At 46.3% G+C, this 24,671-nt stretch carries 21 protein-coding genes and 1 pseudogene; 4 read left to right on the forward strand and 18 right to left on the reverse strand.

Features of this window, described 5'->3' with window-relative positions; genetic code table 11:
- Positions 1-12 precede the first annotated feature (12 nt).
- From ACOBQJ_RS09830 to ACOBQJ_RS09850, 5 genes are all read right to left on the reverse strand, one after another.
- Complete coding sequence (locus ACOBQJ_RS09830; RefSeq protein ID WP_421071579.1) at positions 13-933, reverse strand: DUF4180 domain-containing protein; 921 nt, start codon at positions 931-933, stop codon at positions 13-15.
- Between the two features lie 144 nt (positions 934-1,077).
- Positions 1,078-1,815 (reverse strand): amino acid ABC transporter ATP-binding protein, encoded by a 738-nt coding sequence (locus ACOBQJ_RS09835; protein WP_421071580.1) that lies wholly within the window; start codon positions 1,813-1,815, stop codon positions 1,078-1,080.
- Positions 1,805-2,590: an amino acid ABC transporter permease gene (locus ACOBQJ_RS09840; RefSeq protein ID WP_421071581.1), complete on the reverse strand. Its 786-nt coding sequence runs from the start codon at positions 2,588-2,590 to the stop codon at positions 1,805-1,807. The genes ACOBQJ_RS09835 and ACOBQJ_RS09840 overlap by 11 nt, the downstream gene beginning before the upstream one ends.
- Positions 2,591-2,600: 10 nt before the next feature.
- Positions 2,601-3,407 (reverse strand): transporter substrate-binding domain-containing protein, encoded by an 807-nt coding sequence (locus ACOBQJ_RS09845; RefSeq protein ID WP_421071582.1) that lies wholly within the window; start codon positions 3,405-3,407, stop codon positions 2,601-2,603.
- Between the two features lie 239 nt (positions 3,408-3,646).
- Positions 3,647-4,327 carry a 4Fe-4S binding protein gene (locus ACOBQJ_RS09850; RefSeq protein WP_421071583.1) on the reverse strand — a complete coding sequence of 227 codons (681 nt, stop codon included), beginning with the start codon at positions 4,325-4,327 and terminating at the stop codon, positions 3,647-3,649.
- A gap of 506 nt (positions 4,328-4,833) precedes the next feature.
- Here ACOBQJ_RS09850 and ACOBQJ_RS09855 point away from each other — a divergent pair.
- Positions 4,834-5,457, forward strand: coding sequence for a lactate utilization protein (locus ACOBQJ_RS09855; RefSeq protein WP_421071584.1), 624 nt, complete (start codon positions 4,834-4,836; stop codon positions 5,455-5,457).
- A 360-nt stretch (positions 5,458-5,817) separates the two neighbouring features.
- Here ACOBQJ_RS09855 and ACOBQJ_RS09860 read toward each other — a convergent pair whose 3' ends face one another.
- The 3 genes from ACOBQJ_RS09860 to ACOBQJ_RS09870 form a co-directional block, all read right to left on the reverse strand.
- Positions 5,818-9,369: a bacterial Ig-like domain-containing protein gene (locus ACOBQJ_RS09860; protein WP_421071585.1), complete on the reverse strand. Its 3,552-nt coding sequence runs from the start codon at positions 9,367-9,369 to the stop codon at positions 5,818-5,820.
- Positions 9,370-9,409: 40 nt separating this feature from the next.
- Complete coding sequence (locus tag ACOBQJ_RS09865; RefSeq protein ID WP_421071586.1) at positions 9,410-9,670, reverse strand: hypothetical protein; 261 nt, start codon at positions 9,668-9,670, stop codon at positions 9,410-9,412.
- A 104-nt stretch (positions 9,671-9,774) separates the two neighbouring features.
- Positions 9,775-12,261: a LuxR C-terminal-related transcriptional regulator gene (locus tag ACOBQJ_RS09870; RefSeq protein WP_421071587.1), complete on the reverse strand. Its 2,487-nt coding sequence runs from the start codon at positions 12,259-12,261 to the stop codon at positions 9,775-9,777.
- Positions 12,262-12,618: 357 nt separating this feature from the next.
- Here ACOBQJ_RS09870 and ACOBQJ_RS09875 point away from each other — a divergent pair, with 357 nt between their 5' ends.
- Positions 12,619-13,650 (forward strand): aminotransferase class I/II-fold pyridoxal phosphate-dependent enzyme, encoded by a 1,032-nt coding sequence (locus ACOBQJ_RS09875; RefSeq protein ID WP_421071588.1) that lies wholly within the window; start codon positions 12,619-12,621, stop codon positions 13,648-13,650.
- A gap of 216 nt (positions 13,651-13,866) precedes the next feature.
- Here ACOBQJ_RS09875 and ACOBQJ_RS09880 read toward each other — a convergent pair whose 3' ends face one another.
- Positions 13,867-14,277, reverse strand: coding sequence for a molybdenum cofactor biosynthesis protein MoaE (locus tag ACOBQJ_RS09880; protein WP_421071589.1), 411 nt, complete (start codon positions 14,275-14,277; stop codon positions 13,867-13,869).
- Positions 14,278-14,908: 631 nt separating this feature from the next.
- Between ACOBQJ_RS09880 and katG the strand changes: the two genes are divergently transcribed.
- On the forward strand, positions 14,909-17,104 hold the full coding sequence (katG, locus tag ACOBQJ_RS09885; RefSeq protein WP_421071590.1) for a catalase/peroxidase HPI: 2,196 nt from the start codon (positions 14,909-14,911) through the stop codon (positions 17,102-17,104).
- A gap of 176 nt (positions 17,105-17,280) precedes the next feature.
- Here the strand turns inward: katG and ACOBQJ_RS09890 are convergent, their stop codons facing one another.
- The 9 genes from ACOBQJ_RS09890 to ACOBQJ_RS09930 all read right to left on the reverse strand — a co-directional run bounded on the left by ACOBQJ_RS09890 (position 17,281) and on the right by ACOBQJ_RS09930 (position 23,215).
- Positions 17,281-17,463, reverse strand: coding sequence for a hypothetical protein (locus ACOBQJ_RS09890; protein WP_421071591.1), 183 nt, complete (start codon positions 17,461-17,463; stop codon positions 17,281-17,283).
- Between the two features lie 52 nt (positions 17,464-17,515).
- Entirely contained in the window at positions 17,516-18,040 is a 525-nt protein-coding gene (locus ACOBQJ_RS09895; protein WP_421071592.1) for a putative immunity protein, read from the reverse strand.
- A 157-nt stretch (positions 18,041-18,197) separates the two neighbouring features.
- A complete protein-coding gene (locus ACOBQJ_RS09900; RefSeq protein WP_421071593.1) occupies positions 18,198-18,545 on the reverse strand; it encodes a DUF1048 domain-containing protein in 348 nt (115 codons plus the stop codon).
- A gap of 9 nt (positions 18,546-18,554) precedes the next feature.
- Positions 18,555-18,902, reverse strand: a complete 348-nt coding sequence (locus ACOBQJ_RS09905; protein WP_421071594.1) for a DUF1048 domain-containing protein — start codon at positions 18,900-18,902, stop codon at positions 18,555-18,557.
- On the reverse strand, positions 18,899-19,207 hold the full coding sequence (locus ACOBQJ_RS09910) for a PadR family transcriptional regulator (RefSeq protein WP_421071604.1): 309 nt from the start codon (positions 19,205-19,207) through the stop codon (positions 18,899-18,901). The genes ACOBQJ_RS09905 and ACOBQJ_RS09910 overlap by 4 nt, the downstream gene beginning before the upstream one ends.
- 315 nt (positions 19,208-19,522) lie before the next feature.
- Positions 19,523-19,936 carry an NAD(+)--rifampin ADP-ribosyltransferase gene (gene arr / locus ACOBQJ_RS09915; protein ID WP_421071605.1) on the reverse strand — a complete coding sequence of 138 codons (414 nt, stop codon included), beginning with the start codon at positions 19,934-19,936 and terminating at the stop codon, positions 19,523-19,525.
- Between the two features lie 582 nt (positions 19,937-20,518).
- A complete protein-coding gene (gene rlmD / locus ACOBQJ_RS09920; RefSeq protein ID WP_421071595.1) occupies positions 20,519-21,904 on the reverse strand; it encodes a 23S rRNA (uracil(1939)-C(5))-methyltransferase RlmD in 1,386 nt (461 codons plus the stop codon).
- 365 nt (positions 21,905-22,269) lie between these two features.
- Positions 22,270-22,710, reverse strand: a complete 441-nt coding sequence (locus tag ACOBQJ_RS09925; protein ID WP_421071596.1) for a GNAT family N-acetyltransferase — start codon at positions 22,708-22,710, stop codon at positions 22,270-22,272.
- A 157-nt stretch (positions 22,711-22,867) separates the two neighbouring features.
- Complete coding sequence (locus tag ACOBQJ_RS09930) at positions 22,868-23,215, reverse strand: GNAT family N-acetyltransferase (RefSeq protein WP_421071606.1); 348 nt, start codon at positions 23,213-23,215, stop codon at positions 22,868-22,870.
- Between the two features lie 156 nt (positions 23,216-23,371).
- On the opposite strand from ACOBQJ_RS09930, the pseudogene ACOBQJ_RS09935 reads away from it, so the two are divergent.
- Positions 23,372-24,544, forward strand: a pseudogene (locus ACOBQJ_RS09935) (IS4 family transposase); the annotation flags it as partial.
- Positions 24,545-24,671: the final 127 nt, after the last annotated feature.

Genomic DNA, 24,671 nt, shown 5'->3' on the forward strand with positions numbered 1-24,671 from the left:
CACTTACCCCGCTTAATCATAGTTTATCAGCCAGTTTTCAGCTTCAACAGTGCTGTTAAATACTCTAAAGTCCTTACCCTTATTGGCTTCGGCAATAAATTCCTTGAATTTGCCGGCAAACTTCAACTCACCCTGTAAGACGACCGCTGTCCTGACCCGGTAGTTTATGAATTTTTGCAGGACCATACCGGCTAAACCGGTTCTAAGTTTGAAAAAGTCGTCAGACAGCGCTTCCGCGTGGATCATCAAGAGGTTAGTGTCATTTTCACCGCAGGCGGCAATAAGGTCCAGGGCTTCCTGCTCGCTATGGACCGGTTTTTCTGCAGAGAAACATTCCACATATTTTTTTGTGTTTTTTTCAATGACTGTATAATTCATTTTGTTGCTCTCCCCTCCATGATCGCTATTGATCCCCGCGCGTAATCTTTTCAGCCAGTCCAGTTCATTATTGTAGGACGAAATAATGTTTTCATAAATCATATCCCACAAGTATACTTCCCGCGCGCTCCTGGCGGGAGAGAACAAACCCCTGTGCTGCTTTTCTTTTTGCATCAATATTTGTGTTTTGAGTTCATTTTCGTATCCTGCCAGCATACTGTCCAGTTCGCCGACATTAAGTTGGTCCGCCCAGGCCAGCTGGATAAGGAATGCTTTCTTACATTCGGGCGGTTCGGGAGAAGAAAGCACCCAATCTTTCAGCTCAGCCAGTCCCTCTTCAGTGATAGTATAGATTTTTTTGGAGGGAGAGCTTTCCTGATGCCGGACTTCATGGGTAACAAAACCTTCATCCAGGATTTCCACCAGCGCCTTATATATCTGATTGTTGTTGCCGGACCAGGGCATGAACGGCGACTCCTGGATTATTTTCTTCAGATCGTATCCAGTGACCGGTTTACAGCTCAAGATCCCTAAAATGGCATGATTGATTGACATGGCTACCAGCCCCCTATAATTTTAACATATGTTAATAGTAACATATGTTAATGTTCTTTACAATAGCTTAATTATTAATAGGGGTCAGGCTTGAATTATTGAATTACTTCGTAATAAGTAAATAATTCAAGCCTGACCCCTTTATTAAACATTCCATTCCAGTACTTTGCTTAAAAACCCGGCAAGCTCCGCCGTTCCTGGCCTGGTGAAGAGTTTTTCGCTGTCTCCGCACTCCGCCAGCCTGCCGTTTACTATAAACATCAGCTTGTCGCAGGCCTTTTTGGCGAAACCCATTTCGTGGGTGACAAGAACAATGTTCAATCCATCGTTTCTAAGTTCATTTAATAAATCGAGGACCTCACTGGTAAGCTCCGGGTCCAGGGCGCTTGTCGGTTCGTCAAGCAATAGCAGCTTTGGTTTGACCACGACAGCCCTGGCGATGGCGACTCTCTGCTGCTGGCCGCCGGAGAGCTCATGGGGAAATTTGTGCCTGCCCGCGGACAGCCCAAACCTGTCCAGCAAATTGTCTGCGGCTGTTTCCGCACCGGTTTTTGTATACCCGTGGACATTTACCAGCGGCAAAATGATATTCTGTCTGGCGGTAAGGTGGTTAAACAGGCCTTTGGCCTGGAACACAAAGCCGATTTCCCGGCGATACCGGATTAAATGCTTTTCATCATAGCAGACTTTGTTCCCATTAAAGGCCACTTCCCCGGATGATGGCGCTATGAGGCCCCCGAGGATCCTCAACAGGGTGGACTTTCCTCCCCCGGACGGCCCGATGATGGCCAGGGCATTAAAATCCTCCCGGTAAGTAATACCATCCAGCGCTTTGTTCCCGCCCGAAAATGTTTTAGACACACCAACAAGTTCAATTTTCATAGCTGTACCTGCTCTCCAGGTACCTTGTATACATTGAGATCGGGAAAGTAAGTGTCAGGTACAAAAGGCCCAGGAAGATGTAACTTTCAAATATGGCAAAATTTGAAGCGCTGATTTCCCTGATGGTCTGGGTCAGCTCAATAACCGAAATCAGGGACAGCAGCGAGGAATCCTTAATTATCGATGCAAATTGTCCGGCCAGAGAAGGCAGGGTGCGCTTTATAATCTGCGGCAGGACTATCAGGCGCATTGTCTGTCCGCTTTTTAAACCAACCGCCCTGGCCGCCTCCAGCTGAGTATATTCGATTGAATCTATGCCTCCTCTTATAATTTCAGAAATATAGGCTCCTTCAAAGATGGACAGGATCAGGACCCCGGCTAAAAACCTGTTGTCCACACCCCAGGCGGTACCGATGATATAGAAAAACAGGTAAACCTGCATGATCATCGGCGTTCCCCTGAAAAACTGCACATATACTTTTGAAAAATAAGAAACTGCTAAAATCCTCGAATTATTCGCAAGGGCAGATAAAAAACCCAGGAGCAGGCTCACCACCAGGCTGGCCAGGCTCAACTCAACGGTTGCGGCAAAACCCTGGGCCAGCCTGTACCGGAACGACCACAAAAAGCTGAAATCAAACTCCATTCCCAGGCGCTTTATCGAAAAAAGAAAAAACAAGATGAAAAGGGCCACTGCAATAATAATATTAAAAGCTTTCGGGAGCAAAGTCTCTTTGTTTTCGCTGTTCCTGATAAAAAGCCTGCGCATTGGCATGTTTTACCTCTTATTTATGCAAATCTGAAAAGAACCACTCAAAGCCGTTCCTGTCAAAGGCGTCTTTTTCTTCTTTCAGGTATTTTTCAGTAATTGCATCAAACCCTTTTTTAGCGTAGAACTCATCCATAAATGCGTTTATTTGATCCAAAAGTTCCTGGTTGCCTTTCTTTACTCCCACACCCCAGTACTCGACGCCCTGGAAGGGTATGAAAACCGCTTTTGTGGTATCCGGGTTTTTCTTGTTGTTCCTGTAAATAGTTAGCTGGTCATATATGAACGCGTCTGCTTTACCCTGTGAAACCTCGGTAACACAGGCACTTTCGTCCGGGAACGGGATGATTTTTGCCTTTGCCAGGTTTTTCTCGGCATAGATTTGCCCGGTTGAGCCGGTCTTTACAGCAACTACCTTCCCTGCCCGGTCCAGGTCCTCTGCCTTGCCGACGTCCGACCTGCTGTTTACAAGCAGGGCCAGGAGAGATTTTGCGTAGGGCTTGGAAAAGTCTATCTTTTCCAGTCGCTCTTCCTTTATCGTCATAGAGGAAATCACCATATCGACCTTGCCGGTCTGCAGCGCCGGGATCAGTCCGTCCCATCTGATATTTTCAATCTTTACCGGTCTGCCGGCATATTCGCCGAAAGCCTTGGCAAAATCAACGCTCACACCAGTCGGGTTGCCGTGTTCGTCCTTTGTTTCAAAAGGAGGGTACGCAAGCTCCATACCGACGACAAGTTCATTTGATTTATCTTGCGCACATCCGGATAAAATTAAAACACTGCAAATAAGAGCTATAATTATAAAAATCGACTTTTTCATGAATTATCTCCTGTCTCCCAGTTTGATTTCCTTTCAAAATGGACTGTCCATCCCGTACCTTCCGGCTTTTTGCCGTGAATCATATGGTCGTCGCTCATGACACGCGGAACCTCAATATACCTGCTTATAGAATACTATCAGATTGTTAAGTGCATCAACATGTAAAATTTTTGATCCGTAATGGAAATAAAACAGCCGAAAGTGCTCCGCCGGCTTCTTCAAGTTCACATGTCATGCTTTTAACAATAAGACTCTATTGCATTTACAGGGCAAGCCTTCGAGCAGCTCCCGCAGACATCGCATTTATCCACATCAATTTCGTATCCCTCTTCAGTCTGGTATACTGCTTTAAAATTGATTGATTGACATATTTCTTCACATTTACCACATTCAATGCATGTTTTCACATTAATCTTCAACCCTTTAAACCGGTCAGGAAAATTTCCAAAATTAAAATGTTCTCTTATAATCTTGTGGTCACGGCTGATGCAGTCATAATCATAGTTGTAATAATCACCCTTGAAACTATAGATGCAAAATGTAACCGTATCCGGATATTTTATGGTATCCCTTACTCCTAATTCGAAAATCGGTTTCCTGCTTGCTTTTTCCTTCAACTCCTCAAAGGATATTTCTTTCACATCACCAGTTGCTTTGATAGTATATCCGGGTTCAAAGTTCGGCAGGCCGTCTTCTCCAATCTCTACATGTGGAGATGCCGACATGCCGCATATGGATACCTTCCCGGTTTCTTTCAATTGCCTGTAAAACGGTTTTACCGTCATGATCCGGAAATACATTCCCTCCTCATCCCAGGCAAACAAATGGGCGATCCTGGTTTCCGGGTAATCGCCGTCAATTGTTGCAAATGTTAAACATCCTATCTTGTCAAATTTTTCGTAAATCTCTTCAATTGTCATTGCTTATTCTCCTATCCTTTTATTGATTTTTTATTTGCCAACTCCTTCACTGTGCATTTCCTGTTTTTAATATTTATTATAGTTAGATATCTAACTATAGTCAAGCTTGCAACGAGAACCCTATTTACTGGATTTGAAAACAAAAAACAAAGAAACACAACCAACAGGTTATAAAGGCTTGCGACTGGATCATAGACCTCGGGCCAGGAGGCGGAATCAATGAAGGCAGAGTAATCGCCACGGGTACGCCGCATGAGATAATATAAGACCCCCTGAATACAAGGGGGTCGTAAAATATTTACTCATATTTCTCTATATTTAGAATCCGGATCACTAAATGAAGTAATGGTCGAACCCGGATTATTTCCCTGATTTAATTATAACAAATGTTTGATAGAGAAAACAGGCTTATAATTTTGTGCCCTGATGCTAGAATATAATATCATAATCTATCGCTAATCTTTGATGCTGGATCTTATGATAATCAGGTTTATAGGAGGAATACAATGGACCCTAAAGAATGCTATAATGCCTTATTGGCCCAGAAGCTAATTGAAGAATTGAAAAAACGTAATATGGAAGGCTTTTATTGTGAGACAAAGGAAGAAGCCCTAAAAAAAGCCCTCGAAATGATCCCTAAAGACAGTGTGGTATCTTGTGGAGGTTCAGCAACCCTCCGAGAAATTGGTCTGCAGGCCGCATTAAAAAAAGGTGGGTACAATTTTTTAGATCCCAATGAACCCCAGGGCGCTGCAGCGAAGGATAAAGTTGCGCACCAGGCTTTGAGCGCCGATTACTATTTAATGAGTTCTAACGCTATATCTGCTGCAGGCGAGCTTGTAAATATAGACGGCTATGGCAACAGGGTAGCTTCACTAATTTTTGGGCCGAAGCATGTAATAGTAATAGCAGGGCTGAACAAAGTTGCGCCGAATTTGGATGCTGCTATTCTCCGCGTGATAAAATATGCCGCACCAGTTACCTTGCTGATATTCAAGCAGGACTACTCGTCCTTTGATGAACTTTCCAAAGCAGCTGAAAGTGCATGCAGCCAGCTTGTAATTACAGGTATGTCCATGACTAAAGGCCGAATTAAAGTGATACTTGTTGGAGAAAGTTTGGGTTTTTAGCTTTGAGCAGTGCAATAAAATAAAAGGACGTCCCCATGTTTCCTTCATGACTTTCCCATGGCCAAAAAAAGGCCCGGTTACTGCAAGACGTTGTTGATGACTGTCATGGCTTTCGCCTTGGTAGCATTGGCCTGAGGCTGGAAGGTGTTGTCCTGCTAGCCGTTCATCAGCTGGTTGTTGACAGCGCTGACAACCCAGCCGTAAGCCCAGGCGGAATAACAGGGGTCAGGCTTGAATTATTGAAATACTGAAATTACTTCGTAAAATAGCGGTTTTTTTTCTTGATTTTGTTGTCTCTTACCACATTATATAAGGCTAATAAGTAAATATTTCAAGCCTGACCCCATCTCTCACCAACTCTCATTTGTTATATATCCTGTGCAGGAACACCGCTGCCTCCGCCCTGGTGGTATTGCCCAGGGGATTGATCCTGTCGCCGCTGCCAACGATCAATCCTTCCTTGACAACAGAGGCAACACCGTTTACGGCATAGGCTGCTATCAGCGATTTGTCGGTAAACCTGTCAAGGTCTGAAGCCGTACCCTGCCCTTCAAGCTTTTTCAGCATTCTTAATGCATTTTCGGTCAATACCATCATATCCTGCCTGGTGATGCATGCATCAGGACTGAATTTGTTGTTTCCGGTGCCGCTTGTTATGCCCAACTTCTTGGCTATGCCTATCTCTTTGTAATAATAGGCATCCCGGCTTATGTCATCAAAGTTTCCCTCAGCTCTGGCATCAACTCCCAGGGTTCTTACCAGGAAGTACAGGAAGTCTGCTCTTGTGATGTTTGTCCCGGGGGCGTATTCCTTTTCCGATACGCCCTTCAATATGCCTTTGGATGCGAGAACTTCGATTGGCTTCTTCGCCCATGCCACGCTTTCCAGGTCTTCAAAGGTCTTTGTCACATAGACCACGGCGAAACTACTGAAGTGGGTGGTGCTGAAGGTGACCGTACCTGTGGCAGGGTCATACCTTCCTGACGGTACTTCCACCACATTGCCTGCACCGTCAATATACCATACAGTGATATGCTCGGGATCGGCAAGCTCTTCTTCAGTCGGCGTATAGGGAATGCTTACCGTCACAGGGGCACTCTCATTGCTCCATGGGTAAGGCTCTCCGTCCAGTTTCAGACTGAGCTGTATTACCGGCCTGTCTCCTATTTGGCTCCTTGTTTCCTCATCCAGACCCGATACATCTGCCTGGGCAATGGTGAGGGAAATGTTTTCAGCGCCTGCCGCGGTTTCCTGCGTCAGCATGTTGGCGGGCAGGGTTACCGCTGCTATCCCGGTCTTAATTTCAAGCTGTTTGTTTACATCAGAGGATGTAAGGGCGCTAGCAGGCAGGATGACTTCATATGATAAAGCATCTTTGACCGTGGACATTTCTATTTTTACTGTCTTCTTGCCTTCACTGTCTTTCGCTGCCCTTGCAAAGGCTGTGGCCAATGTGTTGCTATCTATCACCACTTCTGCGACGCCAGTGTTTTTATCCAGCTTCGGTACAGTGGTTATATTTCCCCTTGAGTCTACGGCCGTTGCAGGCGCAGGCGCCTGTGTTCCGCCGCCGCCTCCGCCACCCCTGCCGGAGTTCGTGATCACAATATCCACCGTGAATGTTGCCGTCTTGCCCCCATAGGTCACAGTCACAACCTGATCGGCGGCTGCCGCGCTGCTGTCAAAACCGCTGATATTATCCAGGGTAATGGTCAGTTCTTCGGTAGAATTGTCGCTGTACGTCCCTGTTACCACCATGCCGGTGATGTCCAGTGCATCTCCTACGATATAGGTCAGCTTGGCAGGTGGAGTGGTGATAGCAATACTCTCCAAAGCCTTTACAATCACCGTGAATATTGCCGTCTTGCCCTCATAGGTCACAGTCACAACCTGATCGGCGGTCGCCGCGCTGCTGTCAAAACCGCTGATATTATCCAGGGTAATGGCCAGTTCTTCGGTAGAGTTGTCGCTGTACGTCCCTGTTACCACCATGCCGGTGATGTCCAGTGCATCTCCTACGATATAGGTCAGCTTGGCAGGTGGAGTGGTGATAGCAATACTCTCTAAAGTAGCCTGTTCAATTTCCACCGTGAATGTTGCCGTCTTGCCCCCATAGGTCACAGTTACAACTTGGCCCTCTGCAGGTACGCTGCTGTCAAAATTGCTTATGTTTGCCTCAGTTATCTCCAATATCACTGTGGAGCCGTCGCTGAGTGTGCCGGTCACTTCCAGTCCTGTCAGGTCAAGTTCTTCTCCCACAAAGTAGGTTGTCTTGTCCGGCGGATTCGTTACCTCTATACTTTCCACAGTCAGCAATTCCAAAGTCAACAAGTTGGAGTAGGAAACGCCGTCCACGTAAACGCGCAGATTATGGGTTCCGGACGTGTCCAGGGTGACGGGCACTGCGGCCTCACCGCCGGAGAAATTAATACCGGACTCAACCACGTATTCACCCTGCAGGTCGCTATAGACCATCACCGATACGGACCCATTCAGCGGGTTGCCGTCCCCCCCCTTGGCATGGCTGATGTCCAATTCGAATCCGATTTCCACAATTACCGGACCCTCCGCCAAGATATTAAAGCCGGACTGGGGTGCTCCGTCCTGCCAGCGGAGAAGGGGGTAGCCCTGCTCGTCCTCTATACCCCATATATCCACGAAATCCCAGCTTTCATAGGTAGACCGGAGTTTCATATCCTCGGTTGTTTTAGGTATTCCCTTGTTTTCGTCATCATCTTGTTCGGCAGTCTCTTTGTCGTAGTAGGAGGCGGTAACCTCTACGTCGTCGTCGTTAGCACCCACCAGACCGCCGACATTATACTCGCTTGTCACGGCGCAGGTGCCGTAGCAATTAATAATATTACTGTGGCTACTGCCACACAGTCCGCCGACACAATTCCTGCCTGTCACGGTGCCTGCTGCGTAGGAGTTGGTAACCGTACTACCGTTGTTGTACCCCACCAGTCCACCGACACCATCTTTGCCTGTCACGATACCAGCTGCGTAGGATCCGGTGACCTCTCCGTAGTTAACACCTACCAGGCCGCCGACGTAATCCGAGCCGGTCACGTCACCGGTGGCATAGGAGTCTTCGATTATACTGTTTATTTGATTTCTTGCCACCAGGCCGCCCACATTATTTCCCGAACCGGTCACGTCACCCGTAGCGTGAGAGCCGGTGACCTCTCCGTTGTTATTACCCACCAGGCCGCCGACATAATTCGGGCCGGTCACGTTACCCGCAGCGTGAGAGCCGGTGACTTCTCCATAGTTATTACTTACCAGGCCGCCGGCAAAAAGCGAGCCGGTCACGCCACACGCAGCGTTAGAATCTTCGATTTTACCGTTATTGTCATTCCTTGCCACCAGGCCGCCGACATAATCCGAGCCAGTCACGTCACCCGCAGCGTTAGATCCGGTAACCGTACCCGAATTAGCACCCGCCAGGCCGCCGACATAATTTTTACCGGTGACATCCACATCAACTAGTTCTACATTTTGGATGACAGCAGCGGAACCAAGGTAACCGAACAGGCCCTGATAGTCCGTCCCGCTGCGATTAATAAAGAGGCCGCTGATGCTATGCCCGGCGCCGTCAAGGCTGCCGGCAAAGGGGCTGCCCGACACGCCTATGGGTTGCCAGCCTTCACCGCCATTCCAGCCGCCGCCTCCTTCCGACAGGTAAGTGGACAGGTCAATGTCGGCTGTTAGTTTAAAATGACTGGCCCTATAAACCGCCTCAGCAATACTGGCCAGCTGCTCAGGGGTTTCAATCAGCCAGGGGTCATCAAAAGTACCTGTACCTCCAGCAAACCCGCCTTCCGCCAATACCGTGCCAGCTCCGAAAATCATCACAGCCAGGACAATGATCATGCCTAATGTAAACATCCGGATCCTGCTTATTATTTTCATTTCCTTCAACCTCCTTTATTCCCTTATGGAAAAATCCGATTTATTTATCATGATATTTCCTCTTGAAGTTTTCTTTTTGTGCCAGTTGAAGAACCTCGCTGACGGATATTTCAATTTTGTTATCCCACCTGACAAAGTCGCCGTCTGAGACCGCCCGCCGGAAAAAGGCTTTGTCGTTAAGCAAACCAAAGCGGACAGTATGCAGCCTGTCTGAAAAATTTAGTATAATGCTGCTGCCGTTTTCAAGCTGCACCTCCAGCCGGTAGCCACCCTTCGGTATGACACTTTTTATTCTGATCATTAGGCAGCGCCTCCGTAAAAATAAAAAGATCCACTATACCAAAATGATATAGTGGATTCTTTCGACATAATATTACCCATCGGGTAGTTTTTAGACTTTTTTAACTAACCAAGGTTACTCAAATGCTGCTGCAGCAGTACCCTGCTGTTGATGGAAAGCTTTGCATAGATGGACTTTAACGTCATTTTTACCGTATTGGTGGATATGAAAAGCTGTTTGCCTATTTCGATGTTGGTCATTCCCGCTGCCGCCAGACGGGCTATCTCCATTTCCCTTTGTGTCAGGCTGGGTTTATACTCGGTAAAATATTCTCTAATCATCTGTTCTTTGGACCTCTTGAAGGTCTTATACAGCGTCAGTATTTTGGCAATATCCTCCCGATAACTGCCACCTGCGGCAATTTTTTTAAGGAGCGGTCCAATGTAATCGCAGTTTTCCACAAAGAGCATGTACTGCTTGTCCGGCATGGCAATATCGAGGGCCTTTTTCACACTGGACAGCGCTTCTTCCTCCCTGAATATTTTTCTATATGCAGCCGCCAGGTAGATGTATGTATAAATGTACCCCAGCAGGTTGGAAAAAACAGAGCATATGGAGATAAAGTGCTCCGCACTGCCGATTAGCTCTAGGTATTCCCCTTTAATTAAGAGCATCCTGCCGTACATGACATTATAAAAAGGATATGCAGGGAATCTCAGCCGAGGCTTGCCCAAGTCGACTTCCAGCAGCCTTTCGGGGATTCTGTCCTTTTGATCGAGATAAGCGTAGATACAGCCCTCGCAGATTTCAACCGTGTGGATAAAATTATCTTCCCTGCTGCCGGTCATACCCTCGTGCATTTTATTCATGAGCTCCATCACCCTTGATAAATCACCCTTCATAAAAGCAATGAGCAGCTGGAAGTATTGAGCGCTAAAGACAATATTTTCGTCCATTCCAGACTGTGCCTTAAGTAATGCCTTTTGCGCAGCAATCTCAGCATTTTCAAAATTGCCCTGATTGAAGCAGCTTTCAGCCTCCATGACGTATTCTGCCCCTGAACCATGTCCCTTCGTCAGACGGTTAAAGTGGGGCATGGCTTCTTTTAAATCTCTTATATGCTCTTCAAGCCTGCCGCTTTCTCTATAATACAGGCTCAATACCGACGGAGATCCAAAAGTCCAATTGGTCCCGGTATCATAAATTGTTGTCGGCTGATTCAACAATTGCCAGGCTTTTCGATGCCGGGCCGACATTTTTTTCAGGTCATTGAATTCAGCGAAACTGAGTAAAAGCTCAAATTCGCCTAAAAGCCTGTTTCGCATGCCGGGATCTAAGCCTTCATCCCTTTCTATATTGACGCTGAGTTGGCTGCATGTTTTATGAAATAATTCAAGCTCTTTATGGACAAACAAGTGCATGGCATAGATGAGCAGAGCACGGTGATGCCGGGACTTGACCTTATCCGGGCATTCGGCCATATATTTTTTGAGCAGCTCTTTGTTCAAAACGCTATAATCATTAGATTTGTCTTCCTCCAGAGCCAGCAGAATACCGTCAAAATCCCCGCACTCATAATAAAAGCGCCGGGCTGAAAGGTAATCGCCGTTTTCCATGAACCACCGCGCCGCTTTCCTGTAGAGATTTATTTGATGGCTTACCCCTTTTCTCTCCAGCACTTCTTTTAAAAATTCTATGAAAATAGCATGAATATGATAGGTTTTATACCTGCTTTCATATTTAACGAAGGAGTTATTACCGGTGAGCTGGTCAAGGAACCGGCCGGCATTCTCCTTTCCCCACATATATATGGCCTGCTTAAGCGTAAAGCAGTCAAAAATACACAACGTAACCAGGAACTCTTTTATTTCCCCGGGAAGCGGTATATATACAGCCTTTTCAATCAGCTTATAGATGCTTTCGGCCGGCGTATAGCTGCCCTTGGCTGCGTATTCCAGCATGATCAGGTGCAGGGCGCTGATCCATCCCTCAGTGTCCGCATAAAGCTGCTGTGCTTCACTTTCACTAAGGGTTATCCCGCAGGTCTTGTAATACGTCATGATTTCATGTGGCATAAGCTCGAAGGTTTCCTTTTTTATATGATGCAGACAGCCTTTCAGGACAAACTCTTCAAGCCTTTGAAATTTCGCAATACGCGTGGTCAGGACGATATGCAGACGATCGATTTTATTTTCTGCAAGAAGCTCAATAAAGCTGTTGACACCGGGAATATTAATATGGTGGTAGTCGTCGATTACGAAAACGGTTTTTCCCGGCAGATTAATACCTTTGATTAATTTAATTACTTCATGCCTTGATATGTCGTCATCCGGTAAACGGAGATGGGCAAGGCTCTGGGAGCGGTTGTCGTCCAATTCGCAGAACAGCCTGGCGAAGCCGTTCCAAAAGCTGGCAGCCCCGTTGTCATAAACCCTCAGCCACAGCATATCCACTCCTGCGTTTCTTAAATACTCTCTTACGGAAGTGGTCTTGCCGTAGCCCATGGGCGCTTCGATGATGGTAAGGGGATGGTCAAGAATTCCTTCTAAAGCCCTTGTTATCCGGCTTGAAAAGTACAGGCTTTTGGTGTTGTATCGCCTTTTTTTCGACACGAACATCCCCCCTTAATCTATCGTTATTATAATATAATAAATAGTCAAATATCATTTTGCTAAACGATAATATGGTACCCGGTCGACACGGTTTAGTTGTTGGCTTAATTCCCTAATGCTCCATTTTAGTATATAATGCAAAAATAAACAGTTCAATCATTGGCAGTTGATTATGGGATATATAATAGAATCGGTTGGAGAATCCAGTATGATTATAATGGATTATAATGAATTACTAAATTAAATACACAAGAGGTTGGATTTTCAATGAAAATAAGAGATTTTAAATTGGAAGTTTTTTTAGACAAACACGAATTTACCGCTCCCTATTTATTGACTCAGTCCGATTGCGAATCAATGTCAATTAAAGACTTGCTTAGTTATGAAGAAGGCGCGGAAAAGCAGTTTTTGAACAGCCGCCTCGGATATACTGAAGTGTCCGGGAATCCGGAGCTTAGAAAGGTTATTTCAGAACTGTACACCACGATGAAGCCTAAAAACGTTATCGTTCATGCCGGCGCCCAGGAACCAATATTTAACTTTATGAATGTCTTATTAGATAAGGGAGACCATGTAATCAGCCAATTTCCAACATACCAGTCGTTATTCGAAGTTGCATACGCCATCGGGTGTGAAGTAGCAAAGTGGACGATTGAACAATCAGAGAACGGCTGGGTGGCCGATATTAATAAGCTGGAACAGCTCATTCAACCCAATACAAAACTCATTGTTCTAAACAGCCCCAATAACCCCACCGGTTACACATTGAAAAAAGAAGAAATCGAAGCCATAGCAGAAATAGCAAGAAAACATGATCTTTATGTTTTCTGCGATGAAGTATACAAGGGCCTGGAGCTTGACGGTATCAAGCGGCCCTGGTTTGCCGATCACTATGAAAAAGGCGTTTCCCTCGGTGTTATGTCAAAAGCCTATGGATTAGCAGGCCTGAGGATTGGGTGGCTGGCAATCCGGGATATGGAGCTTATAGAAAAGCTAATCAAAATGAAACACTACACAAGCATATGCAGCAGCGGCCCATCGGAGTTCTTGTCGATCGTTGCTTTGAAGCACAGCGATAAAATCCTGGCCAGGAATGTTAGGATTATTGAGGATAACCTGAAAATTGCAGAAGAATTTTTCAATAGATATCCGGACTTGTTTGAATTCAACAGGCCTATGGCAGGCCCTGTTTCCTTCGTTAAGATGAATATCACAGCGCCGGTAGAAGAATTTTGTGATGCCTTGATTAGTGAAAAGGGTGTCTTGCTGTTGCCGTCAAATATTTACTCGTTCCAGAGACAATACTTCCGAATGGGATTTGGCAGAAAGAATTTTGCTGAAAGCCTGGCAAAATTTGAAGATTACCTGATTGAAAAGGGGTATGTGTAGGTATGGTCTTATTTCCTTATCAGCAGTGTCACCCAATCCTCGTGCCTTGGGAAGAAAAAAATGCCTATTAAGGTTGGTTGCCCTTTGAGGGAAGCAAAAAATCACGGCAGGGACACCCGTCACCGGATGCCCCCGCGCAAAACCGTAAGTGAGGAACTGCCTTATACAGCTCCTGCCTTGAGTAATTTCCCCTTGTAACCGACTTTATAAAGTTAATTACATTTTTTGTTCGATTTCGGTAACACATTCCGTTTTGATCTTTCCAACCAGGAATTGCAGGGCATCGATGACATGCGGCCTGATGTCGCCGCCTATTAGCACATACATTATATCATCGCCGAGCTCTAACTGGCCTTCATTAAGCCAAACCCTGACATGGAAGATGCCGTCCATCTTATAAGTTTCAGCGATCGCCGCTTCAACTTTTTCTGCGTTATAAGCAAATTCCAGTCCTTTTACCAGCGAACCGTCATCAATCCCCTGGCGAACCTTGGCTTTTGGCGTTTGGCGCACAACGCCGTTATGGACTAAAAACATCCCTTCCTGTAAAGCCGCCGGGTCTGTTTTTGCTTCCTTGAGCCATTCATCAATTGATGGCGTTTGTTTTTTCTTTTTTTCATTAATCATAAACTAACACTCCTCGTAACATATATTTAATCTTTAGGTTTTGCGTTCCGGTTACATTCTACTGTTTTAGTTTATCATAAATACAGCCACCTTAGTTAATAGGGGTCAGGCTTGAATTATTGAAATACTGAAATTACTTCGTAAAACAGCGACTTTTTTTCTTGATTTTGTTGTCTCTTACCACATTATATAAGGCTAATAAGTAAATATTTCAAGCCTGACCCCGTCTTTCCCCCCATCTTTCCCCTTTTTCCTTTATTAAATACACCAAGCTAGTCATTACATAAAAAGCCATAAATGCTATAATATACCTAATTATTAAGCTTATTGCATATAAACTAAAACCCCGGCTATGGAAATTAATTGCCTGTTTAATTTATGTTTGTTAATAAATCATTAATTTATTTTTAATATGTTTTCTGTAAAATGTTAATAAACATTATTATGCAAAAAATAGTTGACGGTCGCTTTATTGTAGAAATGTCGTGTTTTCAACTTTTATATAGGTCTTGATTCACTTGCGGCTGAAGAATAAACCGCTTCAAACTGATTGACAAGATGTTTGCCCAATATGCCCTTTCAATTTATAAACAATAAGAGGCAATAAAAATTATTAAAGGGAGGTAGTTTTATGCAGGAAGATATGAAATGTCCGGTAACGGGCAAAACGAGAAAATCTATTTCCGGCGGCGGCACTTCAAACCGGGACTGGTGGCCGAACCAGGTGAACCTCAATATTCTTCATCAGAACTCAAACTTGAGCAATCCGATGGATGAGGAGTTCAATTATGCTGAAGAATTCAAGAAGCTCGACCTGGGAGCTCTGAAGAAGGACCTGTATGCGTTGATGAACGACTCACAGGAATGGTGGCCGGCTGATTACGGTCACTACGGGCCGCTCCTGATCCGGATGGCCTGGCACAGCGCGGGCACATACCGCATGGGCGACGGCCGCGGCGGCGCAGGCAGGGGAACACAACGGCTTGCACCCCTCAGCAGCTGGCCCGACAACGTGAACCTCGACAAGGCGCGCCGTTTACTATGGCCAATCAAGCAGAAATACGGACGGAAGATCTCCTGGGCCGATCTGATGATTCTGGCCGGAAATTGCGCTCTGGAGTCAATGGGATTCAAGACGTTTGGCTTTGCTGGCGGGCGCGAGGACGTTTGGGAACCGCAAGAAGACATTTATTGGGGCTCTGAATCCGAGTGGCTTGGCGACAAGCGCTACTCCGGCGACCGGGATCTCGAGAATCCCCTCGCCGCCGTGCAGATGGGCCTGATCTACGTTAACCCGGAAGGACCGAACGGCAACCCGGATCCGGTCGCCTCGGGCCGTGACGTTCGAGAGACCTTCGCACGCATGGCCATGAACGATGAAGAGACTGTCGCGCTGGTAGCCGGCGGGCACACCTTCGGCAAGTGCCATGGCGCGGGCGATCCGGCGCACGTCGGCCCGGAACCTGAGGCCGCCGGCATCGAAGAACAGGGGCTCGGTTGGAAGAGCAGCTTCGGCAGCGGCAAAGGCGGAGATACGATCAGCAGCGGCCTTGAGGGCGCCTGGAAGCCGAACCCGACCAAATGGGACATGGGCTATCTGACCGTACTGTTCAAATATGATTGGGAGCTGGCCAAGAGCCCGGCCGGAGCAAACCAGTGGCTGGCCAAGGACGTGGCCCCGGAGGATATGGTAGTTGACGCTCACGACCCGTCGAAGAAGCGCCGGCCGATGATGTCCACGGCGGACCTCTCCCTTCGCTTCGACCCGATCTACGAACCGATCGCGCGGCGCTACCTGCAAAATCCGGAGGAATTTGCAGAAGCCTTCGCCCGGGCATGGTTCAAGCTGACCCACCGCGACATGGGCCCACGTTCTCGCTATCTCGGCCCTGAGGTTCCTGCAGAGGAACTAATCTGGCAAGACCCGGTGCCCGCAGTCGATCATGAACTGATTAACGAACAGGATATTGCGGATCTCAAGGATAAAATCATAGCTTCCGGCCTATCCGTCTCCCAGTTGGTCTCAACAGCCTGGGCCTCGGCATCCACCTTCCGCGGTTCCGATATGCGCGGCGGTGCGAACGGCGCGCGCATCCGCCTTGCACCGCAGAAGGATTGGGAAGTAAACCAGCCAACCCAACTGAAGACTGTGCTGCAAGTCCTTGAAAAGATCCAAACTGAGTTCAACGGTGCTCAGTCAGGCCAAAAGAGGGTTTCCCTGGCCGACCTGATCGTCCTGGGCGGATGTGCGGGGATCGAGCAGGCGGCAAGAAATGCCGGTCATAATGTGTCCGTTCCTTTTGTGCCGGGACGCACGGACGCATCACAGGAGCAGACCGACGTGCAGTCATTCGCTGTGCTAGAACCGGCTGCAGACGGGTTCCGCAACTACCTGAAAGCCAAGTATTCCGTCTCGGCAGAGGAGCTTTTGATTGATCGCGCACAACTGCTTACACTGACCGCGCCTGAAATGACGGTTCTGGTTGGAGGCATGCGCGTATTGAACGCCAATTACGGGCAGTCTCAGCACGGCGTCTTCACCAGCAGGCCGGAGGCCCTCACCAACGACTTCTTCGTGAATCTTCTCGATATGGGTACAGTGTGGAAGCCTGACTCTGATGATGAAAACGTGTTCGAGGGCCGTGATCGCGCCACAGGCGAAATCAAATGGACCGGCACCCGTGTGGATCTCATCTTCGGCGCAAACTCTCAACTCCGGGCCATCGCGGAAGTCTACGCGTGTGACGACTCCCAGGATAAGTTCCTGCATGACTTCGTTTCCGCCTGGAACAAGGTGATGAACGCAGATCGTTTCGACCTTGCCTGAACCGCAGGCATAAATGGCATGTAAAACCCGGTATTAGAAAAGTTCCGATTAAATCGACATGATTTAAATCGGAACTTTTTCATTGCCATATAGTTTTGTGGCAAAAACTATAATCTCTGAAGACCTTGTTTTTAAATCATTCCAAACCCATCCAGTATATAAGTGCTATCAAGGTTCTAACCTTCCAATTCTTTTGCAATCAATGCCGATGCTATATGGAGCGCTTTAATTCTGCGTATGAGCAAGGTGTGCTGAGAAGTACCTTGTTTTAACTTTGGCAATACTTTCTCACACTTGTTAATCGTTGAAGATATAGCTCGGAGAGCTTCCTCCAATTCTTCTTTTGTGTAGTTATTCATAAAATCGCCCCCTGATATTTCAAAAAATGTCCTTGACACCAGCGGGACACATTCAGCATTTCCATTCGATTCTCGCCGGGTTTGGCTCGTCCACGGCAGCGGCACGCAGGGCTGCTTCCATACGTCCGCACTCTTCGGCGGCGCATTGCTCGATTTGTCCCCACGGCACATCAGTCCCGAGCCGATCATAAGCTACTGCTATCGCTCCATAAAAGGCAAGCCCGATACAATGCCGTGCCGAATGGATGGTCGATGCGCATTGGCCTATTGTCCTCGCCGCCGCCTGTGCAACTGGATTTCCGTCTGTTTCACGAGCGGCCGCATGGCACTCGAGGATCGCCGATTTCGCCTGGGGCAGTTTGATTGCACCTGACAGCCACTCGCGTGCGGCATTCAGTGCGCTTTGCGGGCGCAGGTCATCCGGATAGTACTTGCTCCACAGCGGCAATATTACTTTCCCGGAATAATCAACTGCCCAAGTCGCAAGGGTTGCCTTGCTCTGGGTTTTAATTAATTTCATAAGCGACTGAATATACGGCGCCTCCCAGTTGCTAAGCATTTTTCGTGCTTTTGGCATACTCATCCCCCAATCAGTGATGCTCTAAATAGATTTTATCCGTTCTTGGAAACAAGTCAATATATAGTACGGGTTCAAGTCTCGTCTTCTCCGGTGGCAAAGGTACTATCTATTTATAAAATTCACCGAAACGTATAGCCGATATGAGCGCATTCCTTCATGTTTTATCCGTAACCTTTTTTATGGCCTTGTAAACTTCTTGGTCAACAGATTCTTGATAGATGTCAGTGTAAGTTTTTGAATCTTTGATTAGATCATCGCACAAAGCCGCTACATCACTGCCCGTCACTTCCAGCACGCCTTTCCCCGAGGCCGCGCCCTCTTCAAAAAGATCAATTATCCCCGAGAGCAGACCTGTCCCTTCGGTTAGCTCAACAGGGCCGACCTTAAAGAGATATTTTTCAATTTCCTTATAAACAATCTGGTAATCCTGCGGGAGCGCTTTGACACGCGCCACGTGCGCCCGCCACTCTTTTTTGCCTTTGATGATATCTTGTATTCTCATTTTATCCTCCTATTTACCTAATTTTTTAGCGATATTGTTGTTGAGCTGCTTGCGCCATTTGTCGCGATAAGACTTTGCCCCTTCTTCACCGGCCAGTGCTGAACAGAAGCCTTTGATATCGTCACCCAAAACCTCTTGGACACTCTGACCGTCTGCCGCCGCTTCTTCGAGCAGACTAAGCACACCGTCAAGAATCGGCATGAGGTTGCGGCCGGTGAAATCTGAATGCGGCCAAAGATTTAAACTGATTTTTTCCCATGCCTCTTGATAATCAGCCGGCAGCTTTTTGGCTCGCGAATTAAAAGCTTTTAATTCTTTAGTCATATCGTTTCCTGTAACTTTATCCCATAAATTCATTGTTTTTTCTCCTTTAACTCATTGATTTTTGATGATACGAACTCCCATTTTTCCCAGAATCGGCGCAGTTCTACGCACCCTGCGTCGTTGAGCGTGTAAAACTTACGCGGCGGTCCCATATCGGAAGGTTTTTTTTCTATGTCCACGAGCTTATTTTTCTCAAGTCTCACCAAGATGGTGTAGACCGTTCCATCAACTACGTCCGTGAAGCCGAGAGCGTTCAGCCGCCGCGTGATTTCGTAGCCGTAGGTTTCTTGGCGGCTTATAATTTCAAGGACGCATCCCTCAAGCACACCTTTGAGCATTTCCGTTAGATTCTCCAACGTAACCCCTCCTTGCTATTCAGTATGACTAATATTCAGTGTTACTTACTACTGCTATATAGTAATACATAATAGAGTGATTGTCTATAGTTTTTTAAGAAATCAAAATACCCTTCCGGCGAGGAAGCACACCCGCAAAAGTAAAGATGACGATAAGCCAAAAGGTGACTGTAAATATATAAGCCTGAAAAGAACGCGGCACCCAACGAGATTGCAACGTTGGGTGCCTTGCTTTATTTTTTGTGTAAGCCCACAGACAAACTTGAAAAGTAACTATTTTACCTATTTGGAATATGCTCAGTTAATAATTTCGCCCTTGTTTTTGGCTAAATTTTCGTGCCATTCACGTCGCTCCTTAGTTGTCAGTTTCGCCCACTCTGTTTCTTCACCAATAATTCTTAAAGGTTCTTGTGAGCGATAAGAACGTGTTAAGTTACCCGGAAATTTTTTGTCAGTAACATTTGGGTCGTTTTCAAATTCACCTGTTGGTTCTATTATATAAACGCGTTCTCTGCCTTCTCCTTTTGCTAATGCTGCCGCAAGTCCTGCGCCATTGGCGTTAGCAGTGAAATAAATGTGGTTCATTTTAAGCTCAGGTTTGTAATTTGAATTTCCACCCGCTGCCAGTAAATCACCAACCTGCAAATCTGCCTTTGTCCCATGATAAAATGGTCCTTCATCAGAAGGCGCACCCTTATATGAATTTGACAATTCATAATTTCTTTTTGCATTATCATAATCACACAACTCCTCATAACATTTGGCAATATTTAAATATAACGTCGGGTATGCACTCTTAACATTATCATCATTTATATTTAGTGCACACTGTAAAGATGTTTCCATCCATTTCAATTTGTCTGTAATACTCTTTTGTTGGCGAGCTAAAAAATAAGCTGCAATAAATCTTTCATAGTCGTCTGTTGATTCGTGCCATGCTTTATGAAACATTGTGGCTGCATCTTCAATGTTTCCACTATCTTCTAAATCCATCCCCATCATACAGAGTTTAATAACAACATTATTTGGATCAAATTTTATATTCATCTAAACCTCCAAATTAATGAAATCACATTTAGATACAGGTATTAATGCTACTTCAAATTCAATCTTTGTGTTTATATTCATTTTATTTCACCTCTGTAAAGTCAGCTCACAAATTAGCTAATTGCCGGGTAGTTGTATGCCACACCAACCGCCTACATCGCATTGCCCAAGATCGAGTACGCTTTTGCCGTTCCAACCGTATAATCACACAAATCCCTTATATCAAGCCTTTCCAGACGCCCCGTTCTAAACCCTTGACATCAATACCACCGTCTCCACATGGCGGGTCCAGGGGAACATGTCCACCGGCTGCACCTCCAGCGTCCGGTAACCCATGGCTGTCAGGTAGCCGAGATCCCGGGCCAGTGTGCCGGGGTCACAGGAGACATAAATCACACGCGGAGGCCACATTTCCACCACCGCGCCCAGCGCTTCCCGGCCGCAGCCGGCGCGGGGCGGGTCCAGCACCACCACGTCCGGGCGCAGACCCAGGGCGGCGAGTTCGGGAAGGCGCTTTTCTACTTCCCCCGTGTAAAATTCAACATTGCTTATTTTATTTAAATCCGCGTTACCGCGGGCGTCCTCTACCGCCTGGGAAACCACCTCCAGGCCATACACTGTTTTAGCCTGCCCGGCTAAGAACAGGGCGATCGTGCCGACACCGCTGAAGGCGTCCACCACCGTCTCCGACCCGGTCAACCCCGCGTATGACAGCACCTTTTCATACAGCACCAGCGTCTGGGCCGGGTTGACCTGGTAGAAAGAAGAAGGTGAAATCCGGAACTTGAGCCCACCCAAATGGTCCACTATGTAATCCCGCCCGGCCAGGGTGTCGTTATGCCTTCCTAAAACCGCCCCGGAGGGGTTGTTATTGATATTGCGCACCACGGAGGCAAGCCCGGGATAACCGGACATGAGCTCACCGGCAAAATCTTTTCCCTCCGGCCACCGATCGCTCCCGGTCACCAGCACGGCCATTATTTCGCCGCTGGCAAAAGCTTTGCGCAGGACAACATGGCGGAAAAATGCGCCCTGCCTGACGCCGGCATAGCCGCTGTATTTACTCAGAAGCTTATTAATCAACGCCGCGGCCCCGTTTAAATCCCTGTCCACCAGCAGGCAGCCCGCGTCTGCGCCTTCGTTTTCTTTGAAAAAACCAGTCAGCTTGCGGGTGCCTTCCTCGTAGTAGCCTAGCAAATAACCACCATCACCCTGCCGCACGTGAAAGACGGCCTTGTTGCGGTAGTGCCAGGGGCAATCCATGCCAATAGTATCCAGGACTTTAATATCATCCAGCCCGGCCAGGCGGGCCAGGCTGTCCCTGACCAGCGTTGTTTTCAGCCTCAGCTGCTCAGCGTAGTCAACGTGCTGCAGCTGGCAGCCGCCGCAAGCGCGGTAATTGGCGCAGGCTGGCTGACACCGTCCGGGAGACTGCTCTATGACTTCCAGCAGCCTGCCGCGGGCGTAATTCCGTTTTATATGCGCGATCTCAACCAAGACCGTATCCCCGGGCGCTGTGCCGGGAACAAATACGGCCATCCCGCCGTGCCGCCCCACTCCCTCGCCGGCGTGGGTAAGCCCGTTTATCTTCAGTTTGACCTTATCCAACCTTTGCAAAACACGGTGCTCCATTTGCGATTCCGCCTGCCTGCATATTTATGAAATACAGTTTCCTCACTCTACAGTACCATAAACATCTTTTTTAATAAAACTGAACCATATTGAACTCAATATTTTTTTTGTATTTTATTTTACCTCATTCGTGTCAAGGGGACGGTTCTCTTGACACGTTTTTCCGTTCGTTGCCTGTAACGGCGATAAATAACAATAAGACATCCTTTTGTTAAGCAAAAAGAATGTCTCTTATGTTTACATTAACTCGGTCAACTGATTAACTATTATCAGGGGGACGGGGTTGTCTGAGAACATACTCAACTATTCCTTGCAGACGTCTGCCCAATCTTTAAAAGCCGAATGCGCTCTAATTCCTCTTGAATTTATGTATCTATTCTTTTCATGTCTGTCAGGGCTTTGTTTCTGTAAGTTAAATCCTTTCTTACGCTGAAACCTTTGTGTTCCCAAAATTTATTGCCTGCCTCATTCGAATTAAAAACAACAAGCGCAACTTTGTGGATACTTTCGGATTTTAAAGCTTTTAATGCATTGTCAACCAGCAGGGAGCCAATGCCTTCGTTTCTGTTTGCGATAGAAACTGCTGTGTGATGAATATAACCACGTCGACCATCATGACCGGACAATATAACCCCTACGATTTTACCAGATATTATCGCAACAAAACATGTATTTGGGTTTCTCTTCAGATATTGATCAATGCCTGTTTTCGAATCATCTATGTCATTCAGGCCCATTCCGGGAGTTGACATCCATAACTTATATATTTCTTCATAATCATTAATAGACAATTTCCTTATTTCCATAAAGTTTCCTCCCTTTACAAATACAATTAAGACGTACTATCTCGTATTTGTCTAAACAAGTTCGCTCTGAGTTTATAATCCTAATCCCGACATTAATATAACGCACTCCATAGAGAAAGATAGGCTCATCTTGATGTCTGGTCCGAATTTTTCCTGGTCATAAATTTTTTCGCATAATGAAATCCGTTTGTTCTTCTTCTCCCATGAAAAAAGAATGCGTTCCAATAGCATAAAACCCATTATTTTCATAAAACCGAATGGCCTTTTTATTCTTTTCCCATACGCCAAGCCAAACGTATGACTTTTTTTGCATGTTTGCTATAATAACTGCTTTTTCCATTAGAATCCCGCCAAATCCTTCGCCCTGAAAATCCTTTGCCACATAAAATCTTTCAATTTCCAATGCTTGTCCGTCATTTATATCTGTTTGTGCTGGAGCGTTATTTAGTTTTAAATAGCCAGCCAATTCTCCGTCAGCATAAAGAAAATAAAAAAGAGAATTAATATTTAACTCAACTTTCTCAGATAGATAATAGCCCTAAAGCCTTGATACAACTGGATTATTTCAACTAAAATCAACAGAAAAACAACAAAAGACACCCTCGTTTTGGTAAAATAGAATTGACGAAAAACCATCAAACCAAGACGAAAGGATGTCTTTATGAACTCTATTTTACCAGAACAATATGCAATTGAAAAACAGTTTAACTCCCGTGTAGATAATTTTTTATCAAAGTATGAAATTGGAAGAACATTACGCTGCTCCAATTTTCAAAAAGAAAAGGGCTTTGACTGTCTTGATATTTTCAAGTTCATATTCCTGCTTGTCTTTAACGGCAAAAACCTTTATCGCACCCTGCAGTCTGAAGCCGAACCGGGAAGACCGGAAAAGGACACGATTTATCGCTTCTTGAATTCGTTCCGATACAATTGGCGAAAATTCCTGCTCATCCTAAGTTCAACTATTATTAGAGAAACCATTGAGCCGCTATCTTCACGCAACTGGAAGAATGTACTTATTCTCGATGACTCTCTATACAGCCGTAACAGAAGTAAGGCTGTTGAACTGCTGGCCAGGGTAAAAGACCATGTCGAGAACAGATATGTCCGTGGATTTCGTATGCTTACCCTGGGTTGGTCGGACGGCAATACTTTTCTGCCGGTTGCTTTCTCCCTGCTCAGTTCAGAGAAAGAGCGCAACCGGCTCTGTGGAATTGACCAACGTATCGACAAGCGCGCCAACGGCTACAAAAGAAGGATGGAAAGCGTCAGAAAGTCTACCGAGGTAATGTTTGACCTCTTAAGCCAGGCTCAGGAATACGGTGTTCAGGCCAGATATCTTCTTTTCGATAGCTGGTTTGCCTTTCCGTCCATTATCTGCAAGGTTCGTGAGCATCGCCTCCATGTGATATGCATGCTTAAATCGATGAAAAGGGTCCTGTATACCTATAAAGGGGAAAAGATGACTCTCGACACCCTTTACAAAGAACTACTCAAAAAACCCGGCAGAGCTAAAGTCTTAGCAAATGCCCTGGTGCAAATTATGGATTCTGAAGGCAACCCGGTACCGGTACGGATCTTGTTCGTCCGTGACCGCGGCAGATCTAAAAAATGGCTGGCCTTGCTCTCAACTGACTTAGAGTTGACCGATGAAGAAATCATCCAGACTTACGGAAAACGCTGGGATATCGAAGTGTTCTTTAAAACCACCAAATCCTTTTTAAACCTGGCCAAGGAATTCCAGGGGAGATCCTATGACAGTATGCTGGCCCATACCACGGTCGTTTTCTGCCGTTACCTCATGCTTGCCCTGGAAAACCGGGAGAGCAAGGACTATAATGCTCCCCTTGTAAAGAACACGGATTTAAAAATTTAAGTTTTCTCCTTCCCGTGTTAGTTTGTTGGTAAATATCAAGCAGCTTCATTGAGCTTGCTTTTGAGGTAGTAGTCAACTGGGCAGG

The organism is Pelotomaculum propionicicum, from assembly GCF_048984525.1.
Classification (GTDB): domain Bacteria; phylum Bacillota; class Desulfotomaculia; order Desulfotomaculales; family Pelotomaculaceae; genus Syntrophopropionicum; species Syntrophopropionicum propionicicum_A.

Coding starts and splice junctions, on each gene's coding strand:
- ACOBQJ_RS09850 (WP_421071583.1), bottom strand. CDS start 4,327: ATGACAATTGAAGAGATTTACGAAAAATTTGACAAGATAGGATGTTTA.
- ACOBQJ_RS09925 (WP_421071596.1), bottom strand. CDS start 22,710: ATGGAAATAAGGAAATTGTCTATTAATGATTATGAAGAAATATATAAG.
- ACOBQJ_RS09835 (WP_421071580.1), bottom strand. CDS start 1,815: ATGAAAATTGAACTTGTTGGTGTGTCTAAAACATTTTCGGGCGGGAAC.
- ACOBQJ_RS09900 (WP_421071593.1), bottom strand. CDS start 18,545: ATGAGAATACAAGATATCATCAAAGGCAAAAAAGAGTGGCGGGCGCAC.
- ACOBQJ_RS09910 (WP_421071604.1), bottom strand. CDS start 19,207: ATGCTCAAAGGTGTGCTTGAGGGATGCGTCCTTGAAATTATAAGCCGC.
- rlmD (WP_421071595.1), bottom strand. CDS start 21,904: ATGGAGCACCGTGTTTTGCAAAGGTTGGATAAGGTCAAACTGAAGATA.
- ACOBQJ_RS09880 (WP_421071589.1), bottom strand. CDS start 14,277: ATGATTAATGAAAAAAAGAAAAAACAAACGCCATCAATTGATGAATGG.
- ACOBQJ_RS09865 (WP_421071586.1), bottom strand. CDS start 9,670: ATGATCAGAATAAAAAGTGTCATACCGAAGGGTGGCTACCGGCTGGAG.
- ACOBQJ_RS09855 (WP_421071584.1), top strand. CDS start 4,834: ATGGACCCTAAAGAATGCTATAATGCCTTATTGGCCCAGAAGCTAATT.
- ACOBQJ_RS09845 (WP_421071582.1), bottom strand. CDS start 3,407: ATGAAAAAGTCGATTTTTATAATTATAGCTCTTATTTGCAGTGTTTTA.
- ACOBQJ_RS09860 (WP_421071585.1), bottom strand. CDS start 9,369: ATGAAAATAATAAGCAGGATCCGGATGTTTACATTAGGCATGATCATT.
- katG (WP_421071590.1), top strand. CDS start 14,909: ATGCAGGAAGATATGAAATGTCCGGTAACGGGCAAAACGAGAAAATCT.
- ACOBQJ_RS09830 (WP_421071579.1), bottom strand. CDS start 933: ATGTCAATCAATCATGCCATTTTAGGGATCTTGAGCTGTAAACCGGTC.
- ACOBQJ_RS09840 (WP_421071581.1), bottom strand. CDS start 2,590: ATGCCAATGCGCAGGCTTTTTATCAGGAACAGCGAAAACAAAGAGACT.
- ACOBQJ_RS09890 (WP_421071591.1), bottom strand. CDS start 17,463: ATGAATAACTACACAAAAGAAGAATTGGAGGAAGCTCTCCGAGCTATA.
- ACOBQJ_RS09875 (WP_421071588.1), top strand. CDS start 12,619: ATGTCAATTAAAGACTTGCTTAGTTATGAAGAAGGCGCGGAAAAGCAG.
- ACOBQJ_RS09905 (WP_421071594.1), bottom strand. CDS start 18,902: ATGAATTTATGGGATAAAGTTACAGGAAACGATATGACTAAAGAATTA.
- ACOBQJ_RS09895 (WP_421071592.1), bottom strand. CDS start 18,040: ATGCCAAAAGCACGAAAAATGCTTAGCAACTGGGAGGCGCCGTATATT.